We start from the raw sequence: 15,612 nt of genomic DNA on the forward strand, positions 1-15,612 counted from the left end.
CCATGAGTGCTCACAAGCGTCCTCCGATCCCGGTGATCGTCCTCATCGTCCTCGTGTTTGCGGGCCTGGGCGGCTGGTGGTGGTGGAGCGCGACCCGCCCTGCGCCCGACGACGGCCTCGTCCTCACAGGGCAGGTCGAGACCACGGAGATCGCGCTCGCGCCCGCGATGGCCGGGCGGATCGTCTCGATCGACGTGGCCGAGGGCGACCGCGTCACGGAAGGGCAGACGCTGGTCCGGCTCGATACCGCCGCGCTCGACCTCCAGGTCGCCCAGGCTGAGCAGGGCGTGGTCGCGGCGAGGGCTGCCGTAACCAACGCGGAGGACGACGACGATGCGACCAAGGCCGACGTGAAGGCCGCCAAGGCGCGGCTCGCGCAGGCGGAGGCCGGCGTCGAGCTCGCGAAGGTGCAGCTGGGGTATGCGACGGTCACCGCGCCCATCGCGGGCACCGTCGTCAACGTCGTCGGCAACGCGGGCGCCAACGCCGCCCCCGGCCGCACGGTGCTGACCATGGCCGATCCCTCCGACCTCTTCGTCCGCGTCTTCGTGCCCGAGCCCCGGATCGGCGAGGCCGTCGTCGGCGGCACGGCCACCATCACCACCGGGTCCGGTGCCGCGACCTACGACGGCACCGTTTCCTTCGTCTCGGACTCCGCCGAGTTCACGCCCAACACCATCGACACCCCCGACCAGCGCGCGAAGCTCGTGTTCGCCGTGAGGATCCGCGTCGACGACCCCACGGGCGCCCTCAAGCCCGGCATGCCGGTGGACGTCCGGCTCTCATGACCACCCCGCCCCCCGCGGTGCCGGCGATCGAGGCCGAGGGCCTTCACCGGAGCTTCGGCGATGTCGTGGCCGTCGACGGCGTCGACCTGAGCGTGCCCGCGGGCACCGTGCTCGGGCTGCTCGGGCCTGACGGCGCGGGCAAGTCGACGCTGATCCGGATGCTCGCCACCGTGCTCCGACCCGACGGAGGCGATGCGCGCATCCAGGGCTTCTCGGTGAACCGGCAGGCACACCAGGTGACGCCGCGGATCGGCTACATGTCGCAGAAGTTCGCGCTCTACCCGGACCTGAGCGTCGCCGAGAACATCGAGTTCTTTGCGCGGCTGCGCGGAGTACCGAGGGGCGAGCGCCGCGAACGCTCAAGGGCACTGCTGACGGGCATGGGACTCGCGGACTTTCTCGGCAGGCAGGCCGGGCGCCTCTCCGGTGGCATGAAGCAGAAGCTGTTCCTGGCCACCACGCTGATGCACCGGCCGGACGTGCTGCTGCTCGACGAGCCCACCACCGGCGTCGACCCCGTTTCCCGGCGCGAGTTCTGGCGCATCCTCGCCGACCTCAACCGCGCGGGGACGACGGTGCTCGTCGCGACGCCGTACATGGACGAGGCGGAACGCTGCACGGACGTCGTGTTCCTCGACGGCGGCCGCGTCCGCCATCGAGGCACCCCGGCCGAGATCAAGGCGCTGCTGCCCGGGCGCCTGTTCGAGGTGCGGGCCGCGGAGCCGCGAGCGGCGCTGGCCGCGGTGCGCGACCTCTCAGGCGTCCTCGCCGCGCACCTCTACGGCGACATCGTCCGCGTGCTCTTCGACGCCGACGACACGGCCGCGGTCGAGGCCGCGTTGGCCGGGGCAGGGATCGACGGCGCGGTCAGGGCGGCGGCGGTCGACATGGAGACGGCGTTCGCCGTCCTCGCCGAGCTGGCGCGCGAGGAGGTCCCGCGGTGAGCGCGGGAACCAGGATCGGCGCGCTGATCACCAAGGAGTTCCGGCACCTGGGCCGCGATCGGCGCACGCTCGCCGTCGTGCTCGCGCTTCCGGTGCTGCAGATGATCCTTTTCGCCTACGCGATCAGCTTCGACGTGAGCAACGTGTCGACCGTCGTCGTCGATCAGGACAGGACGCCGGCCAGCGCCGCCTACCTGCGCAGCTACGCCAGCTCGGACTTCTTCCGCGTCGTCGGCACCGCCGACAGCCTTGCGGATATCGACGAGGTCTTCGACCGCAACCAGGCGAGGATCGCCGTCGTCGTGCCCGCCGGGTTCGGCCGCAGCCTCGCCGCGGGCGACCACGCCACGGTCGCCGTCTACCTCGACGGCAGCGAGCCGACGGCGGCCCGCGTCGGGCGCACGTTCGCCGTCGCACTGAACCAGGCCTACGGCCAGAAGGTCGCGGTCGAGTGGGCCGACGCGCAGGGCCTCGACGTGACGTCGGCCGGGCAGCTCGAGCCGCGCGTGCGCACCTGGTACAACCCGGAGCGGCGCAGCTCCGACTTCCTGATCCCCGGCCTGATGGTCGTGATCATCATGGTGGTCGCGGTGCAGCAGACGGCCGTCAGCCTCGTCCGCGAGCGCGAGCAGGGTACAGACGAGCAGCTCGCAATCAGCCCGCTGCGCGGCTGGGAAATGATGATCGGCAAGCTCGCGCCGTGGACCCTCCTCGCGTTCGCGGAGCTGGCGGCCATTACCGCCGTCGGCATCGCCTTCTTCCACCTGCCACTGCGGGGCAGCCTCGGCGTCCTCGCGCTCGGCGCGGCGCTGTTCGTGTTCTGCTCGCTGGGCCTTGGCCTTGTCATCTCGGCGGTGGCGCCGACGCTGGAGAGCGCCAACATGCTCGGCCTCCTGTTGTCCATCCTGCCCGCATTCATCCTCTCCGGCTTCGCCTTCCCGCTCGCCTCGATCCCCGTGGTGCTCCAATGGTTCAGCTGGCTGTTCCCCGCCCGATTCATGGTGACGATCTCGCGCGGCGTGTTCCTGAAGGGCGCGGGCGTGGCGGAGCTGTGGCCGGAGCTACTGGCGCTGGCGGGGTACGCCGTCGTCGTGATCGCCGTCGCGGTGGCGCTGACGGCAAGGAGGCGGCGATGAGTGGGCGGCGGATCCGGCTGCTGATGTGGAAGGAGTTCCTGCAGCTGCGGCGCGATCCCCTGCTGCTCCGGCTGCTGTTCCTGATGCCGATCATGCAGCTGATCCTCTTCGGCTACGTCGTGGCCGCCGACGTCACGAACCTCAGCACGGCGGTGGTCGACCTCGACCGGACGGCGACCTCGCGCGCACTCGACGCGAGCTTCGGCGCATCCGACTACTTCCGCGTCGTCGCGCGCCCCGCGGAGAGCGAGCTCCAGCGGCTGATGGACACCGGTGAGATCGCCATCGCCGTCGTGATCCCCGAGGGCACCCAGGCGGCGCTCGATCGCGGCGAGACGGCGCCGATCGGCATCGTCGTCGATGGCTCGGACAGCCAGGTCGCCTCCGTCGGCAGCGGCTACGCCGCGCAGATCGTCGCCCGGTTCAACGCCGAACGCATGGCGGGCCAGGGTGTGCAGCTCGCGGCGCCGGGAATCGACGCGCGGGTGCGGGTCATGTTCAACCCGACGCTGGCCGCGGTGAACACAATGATCCCCGGGCTCGTGGCGGCGATCGTGATGCTGTCGATCATGGCGGTCATGGGCCAGGCCGTCGTGAAGGAGCGCGAGCGCGGCACGCTGGAGCAGATGTTCGTTACCCCGATCCGGCCCACCGAGTACCTGATCGGAAAGGTCACGCCCTACGTGCTCGTCGCGAACGTGCAGCTGCTGTTGGTGGCGCTGGTCGGCGTGTTCTGGTTCGGCGTCCCGTTCGCGGGGCAGATCGCGGTGGTAGCCACCGGGCTGGCGCTGTTCATGATCACCTCCATCGGCCTCGGGCTGCTGATCTCGTTGGTCTCACACACCCGGCAGCAGGCGCAGCAGCTGATGATGCTGTTCATGCTGCCCAGTTTCGTGCTGTCGGGTTTCATCTTCCCCATCGACTCGATGCCCGCCGCGATCGTGCCGCTCACCTGGTTCGTGCCGCTGACCTGGGCGATCGAGATCCTGCGCGGCGCCTTCATCAAGGGCAGCGGCTTCGGCGCGCTCGCCGTCCAGTTCGGCGTGCTGGCGGCATTCGCCGTCGTCATCTTCGGCGCCGCCATCGCCGCGACCCACAGGAGGCTGGCGGAATGACCGAACCGAACCCCGACGCTGCCATCTCCGTGCGCGGGCTGACCAAGCGCTTCGGCAGCTTCACGGCCGTCGACGGCATCGACGTCGACGTCGCGCGCGGCACGATCTTCGGGTTCCTCGGCCCCAACGGCTCGGGCAAGACCACCACGATCAGGATGCTGACCGGCACCAGCGCCCCGAACGACGGGCGCGCGCTGGTCCTGGGCGAGGACGTCGTCGCCCACCCCGAACGCGTCCGGCCGCGGTTCGGATACATGTCGCAGAAGTTCGCGCTGTTCGAGGACATGACGGTGGCTGAGAATCTGCGCTTCTACGCCGGCGTCTACAACCTCGCGCCCGAGCGCTTCGCCGAGCAGCGCGCCTACGTCCTGGAGATGGCCGACCTCAAGGGACGCGAGAACGAGCTGACGGCGAACCTGTCGGTCGGCTGGCGGCAGCGGCTCGCGCTGGGCACCGCCACCATCCACGACCCGGAGTTGCTGTTCCTCGATGAGCCGACCGGCGGGGTCGACCCGGTCGCCCGGCGACAGTTCTGGGACCTGCTCTATGAACTCGCCGGCCGCGGCGTCACCCTGTTCGTCACCACGCACTACATGGACGAGGCGAGCCACTGCAATCAGCTCGCGTTCATCTACAACGGAAGGCTGATCGCGGAGGGCACGCCCGCGGACATCCGGTACGGGCTTCGCGACGAGTGGGCCGCCGCGGGTCGTCTCGGCGAGCCGACGCTCGAGGACGTGTTCGTCGACCTCGTGGCCCGCCGCGATCAATCCCGGGGCCACACCGGGTAGGACTCGCCGGCACGGACATCGAAGGTGTCGGCGAACCCGTCGGCCTCGACGGCGAGGCGCCCGTCGCTCCCCGCGACGATCGTGGCCTCCACGAGGACGCCGCCCGCCCACCGCAGGTCGACCCGGTGGCCGCCGCGGGTGCGCAGCCCGGTGACGGCACCCGCGCGCCAACTCGGCGGCAGCGTCGGGAGCAGACGCAGCACGCCGTCGTGGTCCTGAAGCAGCAGCTCACCGATGCCGCCGACGGCGCCGAGGTTTCCGTCGATCTGGAAGACGTACCCGCCCTGCCATTTCCCGTGCGGATGCAGGTCGAGCAGGGAGGCGGAGAACAGACTGCCGGTCAGGGTGGACAGGGCGTGCTCGGCGAGGGTCCCGTCGCCGATCCGCGCGGCGAGGGCGAGCGCCCAGGCCCGGCTCCACCCGGTGTAGCCGCCGCCGTGACTCAGCCGGTCGCGGAGCGACGACGCGACGGCCGCGAGCTCGTCGGGTGTCGCCCGCGTGATCCGTCGCCCGGGGAAGGCGCCGTAAAGGTGCGAAACGTGGCGGTGCCCGGGCTCCGCGCCGATCAGCACGCCGTCCCATTCGCCGATTCGCCCGTCGACGATCGCCGGGGTCGGCAGGCGGTGGAGGGCCGCCTCTACCCGCGCACGCAGGGCGCGATCCTCGGCGGTGGCAGCCTCGCGATCCAGCAGATCGAGGTAGCCGGTGAACAGCTCGAGGACGAGCTCGCGATCCATCGCCGACCCCTCGGTAACTGCGGCCCGGCCCGTCGGGGTGACGAAGGCGTGCTCGGGCGAGGTCGAGGGGCTTGTCAGCAGCGTGCCGTCGGCGCCGTCGACCAGCATCGCCAGCGCGAACCGCACGATGGGGCGGTAGAGCGAGAGGGCGGTGTCGGCCACGAAGCCGTCGGGTGCGGCGCCGAACTCCGCGTGCGCTGCGACGTGCGCGGCGAGCCACGGCAGGCAGGAGGCCCAGTTCGCCCAGATCGTCTCGCCCGGAACCGCGGCCGTGTAGCGCCACAGGTCGGTGTTGTGGTGGCAGACGGAGCCGTCGGCGCCATAGACGCGCCGCGCGGTGTCGGCTCCGGCGTCGACGAGGTCCCGGATGAGCGCGATCAGCGGCTCGACGAGCGCGCCGAGGCCCGCACGCTCGGCGCCCCAGTAGTTCATCTCGACGTTGATGTTCGTGGTGTAGTTCGAACTCCACGCCGGCCGTACGTCGACGTTCCAGATGCCCTGGAGGTTCGCCGCCTCGGTCCCCGGGCGTGACGACCCGATGAGCAGGTATCGGCCGACGTCGAACGCCAACTCGTCCAGAGCGGGGTTGTGGGCGGTGGTGGCGGGAGACGCCGAGAGGTCGAGGTCGACCGCGTCGAAGAGCGCGCGGTGGTCGTCAACGTGACGGCGACGCAGCGCGCCCGCGCCCCGCTGGAGCGCGGCCCTAACGCGGTCGCGCGCCCTCGCGGCCAGCTCCGGGACGTCGCCGAGCGGGCGTCGGTTCCATCCGCGGTGTCCCGTCTCGATAGCTACCACCAGCACCGCCCCCGCGTCCGTCGCGCATGTCGCCACGACGACGGCAAATCCCATGCCCGCCACGACGGCACCCTCGGCGTCGGGCTCGTCGGTGCCGTACCGGACGGCGTCGGGGAGGCCCACGTACTCGGGCGCGACATGCGCGGGCGCCCGTCCCGTGACGGTGAGCCACGCGGTGCCGTCCGGGTCGACGGCGCGGTCGCTCCTGACCGGGTGCGGCGAGACGAACTCGGGGTGGGCCGCGGAGGCCGCTTCCGGACAGTGGGCGACGATGACGCCGTCCGGGGCGCTCGCGAACACGTGGATGGTTCCCGCGGACGAAGTGGTTGTCGCAACGGCGTCGCGCAGGTCGAGCCGGCGCGCGTAACCGAACGGGTCGCCGCCCGCGGTGCCGTAGCGCCACGTCAGCGCCCCCACAGGTTGATAGGACTGGGACCAGCTGCCCGACTGGAGCTGCCGCGCGAGCCGTTCGCTGCGGTCGAAGTCGCGGTCTCGGATCGCCTCGCGAAGCGCGGGGACGACGGCCGCGGCCTCGGGCGCCACGTCGGGTGTGAGCGGTCCTCCGGACCAGAGCGTGTCGGCGTTGAGGTCGAGGAGCTCCTCACCGGGGCGTCCGTGTACCGCCGCCCCGATCCGGCCGTTGCCGATCAGGAACGCCTCGATGAAGCCCTCCGCGGGGCGCGTCAGCCGCAGCACGTGTCGCACGCCGTCCACCTCCTGTGGTGTCGACGACCCACGCTACTACGCACGGCCTTGCCGAAGTGTCGTCGTCCGCGAGACGCTGGCCGCGTGAGCATCACCCCCTCTCCCGCGCGGCCGGCGACGGACGTCCCGCCGCGCCCGTCCGCATCCTCCACCTCGGCGTCGGCAACTTCTTCCGCGCCCACCAGGCCTGGTACACCGACCGCGCCACCGACGCGGACCGATGGGGCATCGCGGCCTTCACCGGTCGTACCCCCGCGATCGCCGACGCCCTCCGGCCCCAGGACGGGCTCTACACGCTTCTCACCCGCGCCGCCGACGGCGACCGCGCTGAGGTGATCAGCAGCCTGTCCGCTGTGCACCCTGCAGACGACCACGAGGCCTGGCTGGGCTACTGGCGCTCACCCGACCTGGCGTTCGTGACCCTCACCGTCACCGAAGCCGGCTACCTCCGCGACGCGACCGGCGCCGTCGACCTCGCGCACCCCGCGATCGCGGCTGATGTCGCCGCGCTCCGTGACGCTCGTACCGCCCCGGTCTTGACGGCGCCGGCGAAGCTCGTGGCCGGGCTGCTCACCCGCCGAGCCGCGGGCGCCGGTCCCCTCGCGCTCGTGGCCTGCGACAACCTGCCCGGCAACGGGGCCGCCCTGGCGCACGTCGTCACCAGCCTCGCCGAGGAGATCGACCCCGAGCTTTCCGGCTGGACCGCACAGAACGTCCACTTCGTCTCGACCATGGTCGACCGGATCACGCCTGCCACGACCGACGAGCACCGCGCCGCCGTCGCCACGCTGACCGGCCGCGCCGACGCCTCCCCGGTACCGACCGAGCCATTCAGCGAATGGATCATCCAGGGCGCCTTCCCCGTCGGCCGCCCCGCCTGGGAGTCCGCGGGAGCACGCATCGTCGATGACGTCTCCCCCTTCGAACACCGCAAGCTCGCCTTCCTCAACGGCTCCCACACCCTGCTGGCCTACGCCGGTCCGCTCCTCGGCCACCACACCGTCGACGAGGCCATCGCCGACCGTCGCTGCCTCGCCTGGGTCGAGCAGTGGTGGGACGAGGCCGGCGCCCACGTCACGCTTCCTTCCGCGGAGCTCGCGGCGTATCGCGCGGCGTTGCTCGACCGCTACCGCAACCCCCGGATCCGGCACTTGCTCGCACAGATCGCCCACGACGGAAGCCAGAAGCTCCCCATCCGCACCCTCCCCACGGTCCTGGCCGAGCGCGCCGCAGGGCGCAGCGCCGCCGCGGGTGCTCGCACGATCGCCGCGTGGATCCTTCACCTGCGCGGATGCGGGACCCCTGTCCACGACGCCTCCGCCGAGGAAGTACTGACTCGGGTCTCCGGAGCACTCCCCGAAGCGGTCAAGGGGGTGCTGGGCCTGTGGGGGCTCGAGGGTGACGACGAACTGGCAGCCGAGGTCCTCCGCTCGGCCAAGGCCCTCAGTGCTTGCGGCCCCACTTCAGGTAGGCCAACGGGAGCACGCCTGCCGAGTTGACGAACGACAGGGCGGGAACCCACAGCTCCTTCGGGCCCTCGACCTGCTCCTGCGGGCGCTTGGCGATGTCCAGCAGCGCGTAGGCCCGCAGCACCGCATCGGCCACTCCCAAGAGGAGCAGCAGCGTCCGTGCCGCCGGGGGAAGATCCTGGAATCGCTTCTTTGCCTTGCTCATGACTAGCCTCCTAGGACGAGCCTACGCCTCGCCGCCAGGCGCGGTAGCATCGGCGAAATGCTGACCTTCGAGTACCGCGGACTGGGCGAGGAGCGATGGCTCTCCGACTACCAGGGGGCCTGGGAGTACCAGCGCGAGGTACACGCCGACGTCGCCGACGGCGCCCGCGCCGGGCATGTGATCCTGCTGGAGCACACCCCCGTCTACACCGCGGGGCGGCGGACCAAGCCGTCGGACTATCCCAAGGACGGAACCCCCACCATCGCCACCGATCGCGGCGGCGAGATCACCTACCACGGGCCCGGCCAGCTGGTCGGCTACCCCATCGTGACCCTTGCCGAGGGCATGGGCGTCGTCGACTACGTGCGGCGCCTCGAGGCCGCCATCATGATCCTGCTCGACGGCTACGGCATCCCGACGCTGCGGGTGGAGGGCCGCACCGGCGTGTGGCTCGCCGCGACCGAGCAACGCCTGGAGCGGAAGATCTGTGCCATCGGGGTGCGGGTCTCGCGCCGCACCACCATGCACGGCTTCGCGCTCAACGTCCTCAGCTCGGCCGAGAGGTTCGGCAACATCGTCCCCTGCGGCATCTCTGACGCCGATGTCACCTCGATCGCCGAAGAGGTGCCCGGCGACTGGGACGTCGCCGCCGTCGCCCGCGACCTCGAACCGATCCTCCGCGCCGAGCTGAGTTGGTCGTAACCAGGCGAGCGGCCTACGCGGCCTTGTTGATGGCCTCCCACAGGCCGTTGAGGTAGGCGATCCCGAGCGCGCGGTCGTGGAGGCCGTAGCCCGGGCGCCCGCGCTCGCCCCAGATGTCGCGGCCATGGCATGATGGCAGTGATGAAGTACTCCATATTCGCGGCGAACTTCGCCTCGTCGACCTCGGCATACGCCTCGAAGAGGCTTCGCACGTCGGCCAGTCGGTCGGCCTCCCAGCCGGGCAACACGAACTCCCCCGCGCTCTCCTGAACGCGGGTCAGCAGCTCGTAGCGCAGATCGGGGCGCACCCAGTCGAACACCGGCATGAAGTTGTAGCAGATCACTTTGATGCCGTGGACGAGCCGCGCGAGCGCGCCGCGTCCGCCAACCTGGTCGGGCGGGGCACCGCGCTGCCAGTTCCAGCCCTACCCTCGCGTGTCCATGGAGAAGTGCACATACCCGCCGCTGGCGAGGAGCAGATCGTCGATCGGCTCGCCGCGGCCGCCGCTGTAGCCGTGGAAGTGCACCACGGTCGCCCCCGCCATCAGCGCCGGAGCAGGCGTTGCGCTGCAAGGACTGCCTGCCCACGATCCTCGACGCCGAGCTTGACATAGAGGGTAGAGAGCAGATTGCGGACTGTCTTCTGAGCGATGCCGAGATGATCCGCGATCTGCCCAGTGGTCGCCGCCTCGGCGAGCAGCGCAAGTACCTGACGTTCCCGCGGCGTGTAGCCGTCGATGACGCTGTCGGGACGGCCGCCGGTGAGATGACGGGCGTCCCGGACCGCGCCGAGCGCGAGCAAGACGATGATGATGACGAGCATGAGATTGACGAGCTGAGCGCTGGCCGATCCCAGGAGCGTGCCGATCCCGGCGTTCTCGGCGTCGATGCCCTGATAGATCGAGAAGCCGGCCCCGTAGCAGATGAACATCCCGAGCCCGACTGCGAGCAGGAGGATACCCCGTCGGGTCGTCGCGTCGCCGCGGACGAATCTCACGACGAGCCCCGCGAGGACGCCTATCAGGGCGAGTGCGAAGCCGACGCCGTAGAGGCTCGCCCACGGCTGCTCGTTGTCGGCCACTGCGCTCGGGATCGGCGGGATCGCCGTGACCGCGGCCCAGACCGCCGCGGCGACAACCGGGACTGCCGTCCATCGCGGCTGGAAGCGACCGTCCGGATACGCGGCGAGCAGCGCGAACAGAGCGAGCTGTGCGAGGACGCTCAGCATCACCGCGAGCCAGGGCGCAGGTGCGAACGCTGCGGACGGCCCCAACGCGGTCAGCAGCAGGACCGGCGGGACCATGAGCGCGGCCGGTCGGGTCGCGCGCGAGCCCACGAACGGAGCGAGCAACAGGGGAACGAGTGTCGCGATCGCTGACACGACCACCGAGCCGGTCCCCCACACCGGCAGCGGGACGCCCTGCGCGGCGAGATCGGCGGTGGCGGCGACGGTGAGCTGCGGCGGCGAGCAGTCGGGGATCGCGCACGGTACGGCGACTGCGAACCACTCGCGGACCAGGTTGAGAGCGGCGAGCAGCGCGACGCCGACGGTGGCCGCGAGGATCGCCCACCGCACGGCGGCGGGCTGCTGCCGTACGCCCGCCGTGGCCGGCATTCGGCGGTCGATCTCGATATGCATGCAGCAATTTTCGGTCAGGGCGTCGCAGCGGCGCGATAGCGGAGCATCGCCGGGATGAGTCCGCCGATGCCCACGGCGAGCAGGCCGAACGCGGCGGCGCCGACCCAGTGGATGCCGGTGCCCTGCAGCAGCGATACCGGGATCGCCGCGAGCACGACGACCCCCGGCCACCTCGGAAGCCCAGTCGCGACGAGGATTCCGATGCCGGTCAGGAGGGTTCCGAGGAAGAATCCGGCTCCGCCGACGCTCGCGCCGATCGTGGTGAACGGGCCGTAGGTGATCCCGTTGTAGACCTGGGCGACGAGATCATCGGGCGCTGTCCCGACGAGACCGACGGAGACAACACCGGCCGTGTAGCCGCCGCCGATCCCTGCGGTACCGAACACGCCCCAGGCACCGAGCAGGACACCGCCGATGCGCAGCAGCGTCGCGCGCCGGCGTCCCGAAGCGGCGCGGAACACACCGATCGCGGTCAGCGGCAGGAAGCCCATGCCGAGCATCATCAGCAGGCCCGCAGTGAGATAGACGGACCGTGCGGCCGCCAACCGTCCGAGATACTCCAACGGCTCGACGCCGCTACCCGTCCAGTCCAGGGCGGTGCCGACAGCGAGCAGGACCGGGCCGACGATGGCGCCGACGGCTAGCAGGATGCGCCACGGGCCGGGCCCGATGGTCGAGACGTTCCCCTGTGAGCCCGGGGCGGCAGCGATGGTACTCATGTCCCCGACGCTACGAGCCTGCCATCCGCGCCGGTAGGGTGCGCTGTCCCGGAGTACCGGGAAATCGTCCCGATCGGCACCACGCGGACCGTGGTCTACCCGCGCTGCATGGGTACGGCTCGGGAGCGGGGTCGGTTGAGCCTGTCGTGTCTGACATGGTGCGTCGTCCTGTTCCGCGGCGAGAGCCACGGGCCGGAGCTAGGCCACGCCCAGCCGCATCGGGGAAGACGCCGACGGCGGGCAGCGCCCGGTCCGGGTCGAGTGGGGACACTGACCATCCTCCTTGGGGTCGCAAGGTAAGAGTCCAGCAGGCTCGACTATGACGTGACAGGGACGCTAGCGCCATCGAGCGGCCGGGCCATGGCGGGGTCGACGACCCGGGGTAGACTGTCCGACCGTGACCGCTGTGCAGCCTGATGGACGACGACTCCTCCGCGTGGAGGCGCGAAACGCGGAGACCCCGATCGAACGCAAGCCGCGGTGGATCAAGACCACGGCGCGCATGGGGCCCAACTACCAAGACCTGCAGAACATCGTCACGAGCGGCGACCTGCACACCGTCTGCCAGGAGGCGGGCTGCCCCAACATCTACGAGTGCTGGGAGGACCGCGAGTCCACCTTCCTCATCGGCGGCGACAAGTGCACCCGACGCTGCGACTTCTGCCAGATCGAGTCGGCGAAGCCCGAGGGCTACGATCCCGCGGAGCCGCTGCGCGTCGCGGCATCGGTGAAGAAGATGGGGCTGCGCTACGCCACGATCACCGGCGTCTGTCGCGACGATCTTCCCGACGAGGGGGCCTGGCTGTACGCAGAGACCATTCGCCAGATCCACTCGGTGAATCCTGGCGTGGGCGTCGAGATGCTCGCCCCCGACTTCTCCGGCAAGGCCGAGCTGCTCGGCCAGCTGTTCGACGCGCGCCCCGAGGTCTTCGCGCACAACGTGGAGACGGTGCCGCGGATCTTCAAGCGCATCCGTCCCGGCTTCCGCTACGACCGTTCGCTCGAGGTGCTGCGCATGTCGCGCGCCGAGGGTCTGGTCACCAAGTCGAACCTCATCCTGGGCATGGGCGAGACGCGGGACGAGATCTCGCAGGCACTGCAGGACCTGTACGACGCCGGCGCGGAACTGATCACGATCACGCAGTACCTACGCCCGAACGCCACCCTCCACCCCATCGATCGCTGGGTGACCCCGGAAGAGTTCGAGGAGCTCGATCAGGAGGCGCGCCAGATCGGATATTCTGGCGTTTTGTCCGGGCCGCTCGTTCGTTCGTCGTACCGCGCCGGCCGGCTGTACCGCACGGCCACGGACGCCCGCAAGAAGCTGACCTAGACGGAAAGAACCGATGGCGAAGAGCGAACGCGCAAAGGCGCTGGAGGCCAAGCAGAAGGCCGAGGCCCGGGCCGAGAAGGAACGGAAGAGGAACTCGACCAATCCCGCCGACTGGGGTCGGTGGCGCCAGATGGTCGAGACGTACAAGGTCACGGCCAAGGACGACAAGCACCTGATCTGGATGACCGTCGCGGGCCTCGTCGTCCCGATCATCGCGTTCACCATCCTCGGCTTCGTGCTGAACTCCCCCATCATCTGGGCGCTGCTCGGCGTCTCTGTCGGCGCGCTCGTCGCGATGCTGCTTTTCGTCTGGCGCGCCCGCCGCGCTGTCTACACGCGCTATGAGGGCAAGGCGGGCTCCGCCGAGGTCGCGCTGCAGATGCTGCCGAAGGGCTGGATCTCGACCCCCGTGATCACGGCAAACCGCAACTTCGACGCCATCCACCGCACGCTCGGCCAGGGCGGTCTGATCCTGATCGGCGAGGGCGACCCCGGCCGCCTGAAGCCGATGCTCGCCAGCGAGAAGAAGAAGCACGAGCAGGTCGCTTACGGTGTCTCCGTCACCACCATCCAGATGGGTAAGGGCGCAGGTCAGGTGCCGCTCGACCAGCTCGCCAAGCACATCAAGAAGCTGCCGAAGCAGCTCACCCCTGCCAAGATCGGCGAGGTCAACCAGCGCCTCCGCGCGCTCGACGCCATGCGCCCCAAGGCCCCCATCCCGAAGGGCCCCATCAACACGAAGGGTGCCCGGTCCGCGATGCGCGGCCGCTGACACGTGGCCAACCTCGTCAACCTCGAGGCCGTCACGCACGGCTTCGGGACAAGAATCCTGCTCGACGGCGTCTCGCTCGGCCTCGGCGCCGGTGAGGTGATCGGCGTCGTCGGCCGCAACGGCGACGGCAAGACCACCCTGCTACGCATCCTCACCGGCGACCTCGAACCCGACGGGGGGCGCGTAACCGCGGCGAACAACGCGCATATCGGCGTGCTCGCGCAGGACACCATCGGCGACGACGAGCAGACGGTCCGCGACTGGATCGTCGGCGGCGAGCCCGACCACGTCTGGGCGGCAGACGCGTCGCAGCGGACCGTCGTGGAGGCCCTGCTGGCCGATGTCGACCTCGACCGTCGCCTCGGCACCCTCTCCGGGGGCGAGCGGCGTCGGGTCGGGCTCGTGGGCGTGCTGCTCGGCCACCACGACCTGATCGTCCTCGACGAACCCACCAACCACCTTGACGTCGAGGCCATCGCCTTCCTCGCCGAGTATCTGCGGGCCCGCACAAGGGCCGGCCTCGCGATGCTGGTGGTCAGCCACGACCGCTGGTTCCTCGACGAGGTCTGCACCCGCATCTGGGAGGTGCACGACGGCGTGGTCGACGCCTACGACGGCGGGTACGCGGCGTACGTGCTGGCGAAGGTCGAACGACAGCGTCAGGCCGCGGCCAACGAGGCCCGGCGCAGGAACCTCGCCCGCAAGGAGCTCGCCTGGTTGCGGCGAGGGGCGCCCGCACGGACGTCGAAGCCCAAGTTCCGGATCGACGCCGCCAACGTGCTGATCGCCGACGAACCGCCCCCACGCGACAAGGTCGAGCTGCAGCAGTTCTCCGTCACACGGCTCGGCAAGGACGTGTTCGACCTGACATCCGTCGACTACGCCGTCCCGGACCGCACGCTGCTCGACCGGCTCACGTGGTCGATCGGGCCCGGCGACCGGATCGGCCTGGTGGGCGTCAACGGCGCAGGCAAGACCTCACTGCTGGATCTCCTCGCGGGACTGCGCGAACCAGACCGCGGAAAGATCAAGCGCGGCAAGACGCTACGGCTGGGCTACCTTTCCCAGACGGTCGGCGAACTCGACGACGCGGACCGCGTCCTGGCGTCGGTCAAGCGGCTCAAGGAGGAGACGAGGCTCGCGACCGGGCGCGAGGCCAGCGCGTCGTCCCTGCTCGAGGAGTTCGGCTTCACCGGCGACAAGCTCGTCGCCCGTATCGGCGACCTTTCCGGCGGCGAGCGCCGTCGGCTCCAGTTCCTTCGGCTGCTGCTGACCGAGCCCAACGTGCTGATCCTCGACGAGCCCACCAACGACCTCGACATCGACACCCTGACCGTCATCGAGGACTACCTCGACGGCTGGCCGGGCACGCTGATCGTCGTCAGTCACGACCGCTACTTCCTGGAACGCATCACAGACGTCACCTACGCCCTGCTCGGCGACGGTAGCTGCGTGCTCCTCCCGGGCGGGGTCGAGGAGTACCTGTCCCGACGAAGGGCCACGGCCGCGCAGGTGTCGTCCCGCGCCTCCGCCGCGCAGCCCGGCAGATCCGACGCCGCGGCCGAACGCCTGCGCAAGAAGGACCTCACCCGCATCGAGAGCCAACTCGAGAAGGTCGGCGGCGAGATCGACCGCCTGCACGCCGACATGGCCGACGCCGCCAGCGACTTCGAGCGCCTCGCGGCCCTCGATGCGCGCCTCCGCGCAGCGGAGACGCGCAGGGACGAACTCGAGGAGGCGTGGCTCGAGGCCGCCGAATAGG

15 protein-coding genes and 2 pseudogenes are annotated in these 15,612 nt (G+C 70.4%); 10 read left to right on the forward strand and 7 right to left on the reverse strand.

The features are described 5' to 3' along the window. Positions 1 to 2: 2 nt before the first annotated feature. From IPJ61_RS00095 to IPJ61_RS00115, 5 genes are read left to right on the forward strand one after another with little or no spacing between them, the layout of a single operon-like run. Positions 3 to 788 carry an HlyD family secretion protein gene (locus IPJ61_RS00095; RefSeq protein ID WP_297101791.1) on the forward strand — a complete coding sequence of 262 codons (786 nt, stop codon included), beginning with the start codon at positions 3 to 5 and terminating at the stop codon, positions 786 to 788. Then, the gene (locus tag IPJ61_RS00100; RefSeq protein WP_297101794.1) at positions 785 to 1,732 is read left to right on the forward strand and encodes an ABC transporter ATP-binding protein; all 948 of its coding nucleotides are present in this window, start codon (positions 785 to 787) and stop codon (positions 1,730 to 1,732) included. Before IPJ61_RS00095 ends, IPJ61_RS00100 begins: the two co-directional genes overlap by 4 nt. After that, on the forward strand, positions 1,729 to 2,868 hold the full coding sequence (locus tag IPJ61_RS00105; RefSeq protein WP_297101797.1) for an ABC transporter permease: 1,140 nt from the start codon (positions 1,729 to 1,731) through the stop codon (positions 2,866 to 2,868). Before IPJ61_RS00100 ends, IPJ61_RS00105 begins: the two co-directional genes overlap by 4 nt. Then, entirely contained in the window at positions 2,865 to 3,983 is a 1,119-nt protein-coding gene (locus IPJ61_RS00110) for an ABC transporter permease (protein ID WP_297101801.1), read from the forward strand. The genes IPJ61_RS00105 and IPJ61_RS00110 overlap by 4 nt, the downstream gene beginning before the upstream one ends. Further along, entirely contained in the window at positions 3,980 to 4,774 is a 795-nt protein-coding gene (locus tag IPJ61_RS00115) for an ABC transporter ATP-binding protein (protein WP_297101804.1), read from the forward strand. The genes IPJ61_RS00110 and IPJ61_RS00115 overlap by 4 nt, the downstream gene beginning before the upstream one ends. Here the strand turns inward: IPJ61_RS00115 and IPJ61_RS00120 are convergent. Continuing rightward, positions 4,750 to 7,011: a glycosyl hydrolase family 95 catalytic domain-containing protein gene (locus IPJ61_RS00120; protein ID WP_297101807.1), complete on the reverse strand. Its 2,262-nt coding sequence runs from the start codon at positions 7,009 to 7,011 to the stop codon at positions 4,750 to 4,752. The genes IPJ61_RS00115 and IPJ61_RS00120 overlap by 25 nt on opposite strands. Before the next feature lie 17 nt (positions 7,012 to 7,028). Here IPJ61_RS00120 and IPJ61_RS00125 point away from each other — a divergent pair, with 17 nt between their 5' ends. Then, the gene (locus IPJ61_RS00125) at positions 7,029 to 8,510 is read left to right on the forward strand and encodes a mannitol dehydrogenase family protein (protein WP_297101810.1); all 1,482 of its coding nucleotides are present in this window, start codon (positions 7,029 to 7,031) and stop codon (positions 8,508 to 8,510) included. Here IPJ61_RS00125 and IPJ61_RS00130 read toward each other — a convergent pair. Then, a complete protein-coding gene (locus IPJ61_RS00130) occupies positions 8,455 to 8,685 on the reverse strand; it encodes a hypothetical protein (protein ID WP_297101813.1) in 231 nt (76 codons plus the stop codon). The two genes, IPJ61_RS00125 and IPJ61_RS00130, sit on opposite strands and share 56 nt — an antisense overlap. 57 nt (positions 8,686 to 8,742) lie before the next feature. On the opposite strand from IPJ61_RS00130, the gene lipB reads away from it, so the two are divergent. Then, positions 8,743 to 9,387, forward strand: coding sequence for a lipoyl(octanoyl) transferase LipB (gene lipB, locus IPJ61_RS00135; RefSeq protein ID WP_297101816.1), 645 nt, complete (start codon positions 8,743 to 8,745; stop codon positions 9,385 to 9,387). Between the two features lie 13 nt (positions 9,388 to 9,400). Here lipB and IPJ61_RS22100 read toward each other — a convergent pair. From IPJ61_RS22100 to IPJ61_RS00155, 5 genes and pseudogenes are all read right to left on the reverse strand, one after another. Beyond that, a pseudogene (locus IPJ61_RS22100) lies at positions 9,401 to 9,517 on the reverse strand (mannonate dehydratase); the annotation flags it as partial. A gap of 52 nt (positions 9,518 to 9,569) precedes the next feature. Then, a pseudogene (locus IPJ61_RS22105) lies at positions 9,570 to 9,713 on the reverse strand (hypothetical protein); the annotation flags it as partial. 99 nt (positions 9,714 to 9,812) lie between these two features. Then, positions 9,813 to 9,932, reverse strand: a complete 120-nt coding sequence (locus IPJ61_RS00145) for an acetylxylan esterase (RefSeq protein WP_297101821.1) — start codon at positions 9,930 to 9,932, stop codon at positions 9,813 to 9,815. Further along, positions 9,932 to 11,026, reverse strand: a complete 1,095-nt coding sequence (locus IPJ61_RS00150; RefSeq protein WP_297101823.1) for a helix-turn-helix transcriptional regulator — start codon at positions 11,024 to 11,026, stop codon at positions 9,932 to 9,934. Before IPJ61_RS00150 ends, IPJ61_RS00145 begins: the two co-directional genes overlap by 1 nt. Positions 11,027 to 11,040: 14 nt before the next feature. Then, positions 11,041 to 11,745 carry a hypothetical protein gene (locus tag IPJ61_RS00155; RefSeq protein ID WP_297101825.1) on the reverse strand — a complete coding sequence of 235 codons (705 nt, stop codon included), beginning with the start codon at positions 11,743 to 11,745 and terminating at the stop codon, positions 11,041 to 11,043. Between the two features lie 397 nt (positions 11,746 to 12,142). On the opposite strand from IPJ61_RS00155, the gene IPJ61_RS00160 reads away from it, so the two are divergent. The 3 genes from IPJ61_RS00160 to IPJ61_RS00170 are packed head-to-tail and all read left to right on the forward strand — an operon-like array spanning position 12,143 to position 15,611. Next, positions 12,143 to 13,078 carry a lipoyl synthase gene (locus IPJ61_RS00160; RefSeq protein ID WP_297101826.1) on the forward strand — a complete coding sequence of 312 codons (936 nt, stop codon included), beginning with the start codon at positions 12,143 to 12,145 and terminating at the stop codon, positions 13,076 to 13,078. Positions 13,079 to 13,091: 13 nt separating this feature from the next. Continuing rightward, a complete protein-coding gene (locus IPJ61_RS00165) occupies positions 13,092 to 13,850 on the forward strand; it encodes a DUF4191 domain-containing protein (protein WP_297101829.1) in 759 nt (252 codons plus the stop codon). Between the two features lie 3 nt (positions 13,851 to 13,853). Further along, positions 13,854 to 15,611: an ABC-F family ATP-binding cassette domain-containing protein gene (locus tag IPJ61_RS00170; protein ID WP_297101832.1), complete on the forward strand. Its 1,758-nt coding sequence runs from the start codon at positions 13,854 to 13,856 to the stop codon at positions 15,609 to 15,611. Position 15,612 lies beyond the last annotated feature (1 nt).

It is taken from the genome of Tessaracoccus sp., from assembly GCF_016714275.1.
GTDB lineage: Bacteria > Actinomycetota > Actinomycetes > Propionibacteriales > Propionibacteriaceae > Arachnia.

What these genes read in the sequence shown, in the direction of transcription:
- IPJ61_RS00115 (WP_297101804.1), top strand. Translation starts at nt 3,980, where the DNA reads ATGACCGAACCGAACCCCGACGCTGCCATCTCCGTGCGCGGGCTGACC.
- IPJ61_RS00165 (WP_297101829.1), top strand. Translation starts at nt 13,092, where the DNA reads ATGGCGAAGAGCGAACGCGCAAAGGCGCTGGAGGCCAAGCAGAAGGCC.
- IPJ61_RS00095 (WP_297101791.1), top strand. Translation starts at nt 3, where the DNA reads ATGAGTGCTCACAAGCGTCCTCCGATCCCGGTGATCGTCCTCATCGTC.
- IPJ61_RS00130 (WP_297101813.1), bottom strand. Translation starts at nt 8,685, where the DNA reads ATGAGCAAGGCAAAGAAGCGATTCCAGGATCTTCCCCCGGCGGCACGG.
- IPJ61_RS00110 (WP_297101801.1), top strand. Translation starts at nt 2,865, where the DNA reads ATGAGTGGGCGGCGGATCCGGCTGCTGATGTGGAAGGAGTTCCTGCAG.
- IPJ61_RS00150 (WP_297101823.1), bottom strand. Translation starts at nt 11,026, where the DNA reads ATGCATATCGAGATCGACCGCCGAATGCCGGCCACGGCGGGCGTACGG.
- IPJ61_RS00145 (WP_297101821.1), bottom strand. Translation starts at nt 9,932, where the DNA reads ATGGCGGGGGCGACCGTGGTGCACTTCCACGGCTACAGCGGCGGCCGC.
- lipB (WP_297101816.1), top strand. Translation starts at nt 8,743, where the DNA reads ATGCTGACCTTCGAGTACCGCGGACTGGGCGAGGAGCGATGGCTCTCC.
- IPJ61_RS00155 (WP_297101825.1), bottom strand. Translation starts at nt 11,745, where the DNA reads ATGAGTACCATCGCTGCCGCCCCGGGCTCACAGGGGAACGTCTCGACC.
- IPJ61_RS00100 (WP_297101794.1), top strand. Translation starts at nt 785, where the DNA reads ATGACCACCCCGCCCCCCGCGGTGCCGGCGATCGAGGCCGAGGGCCTT.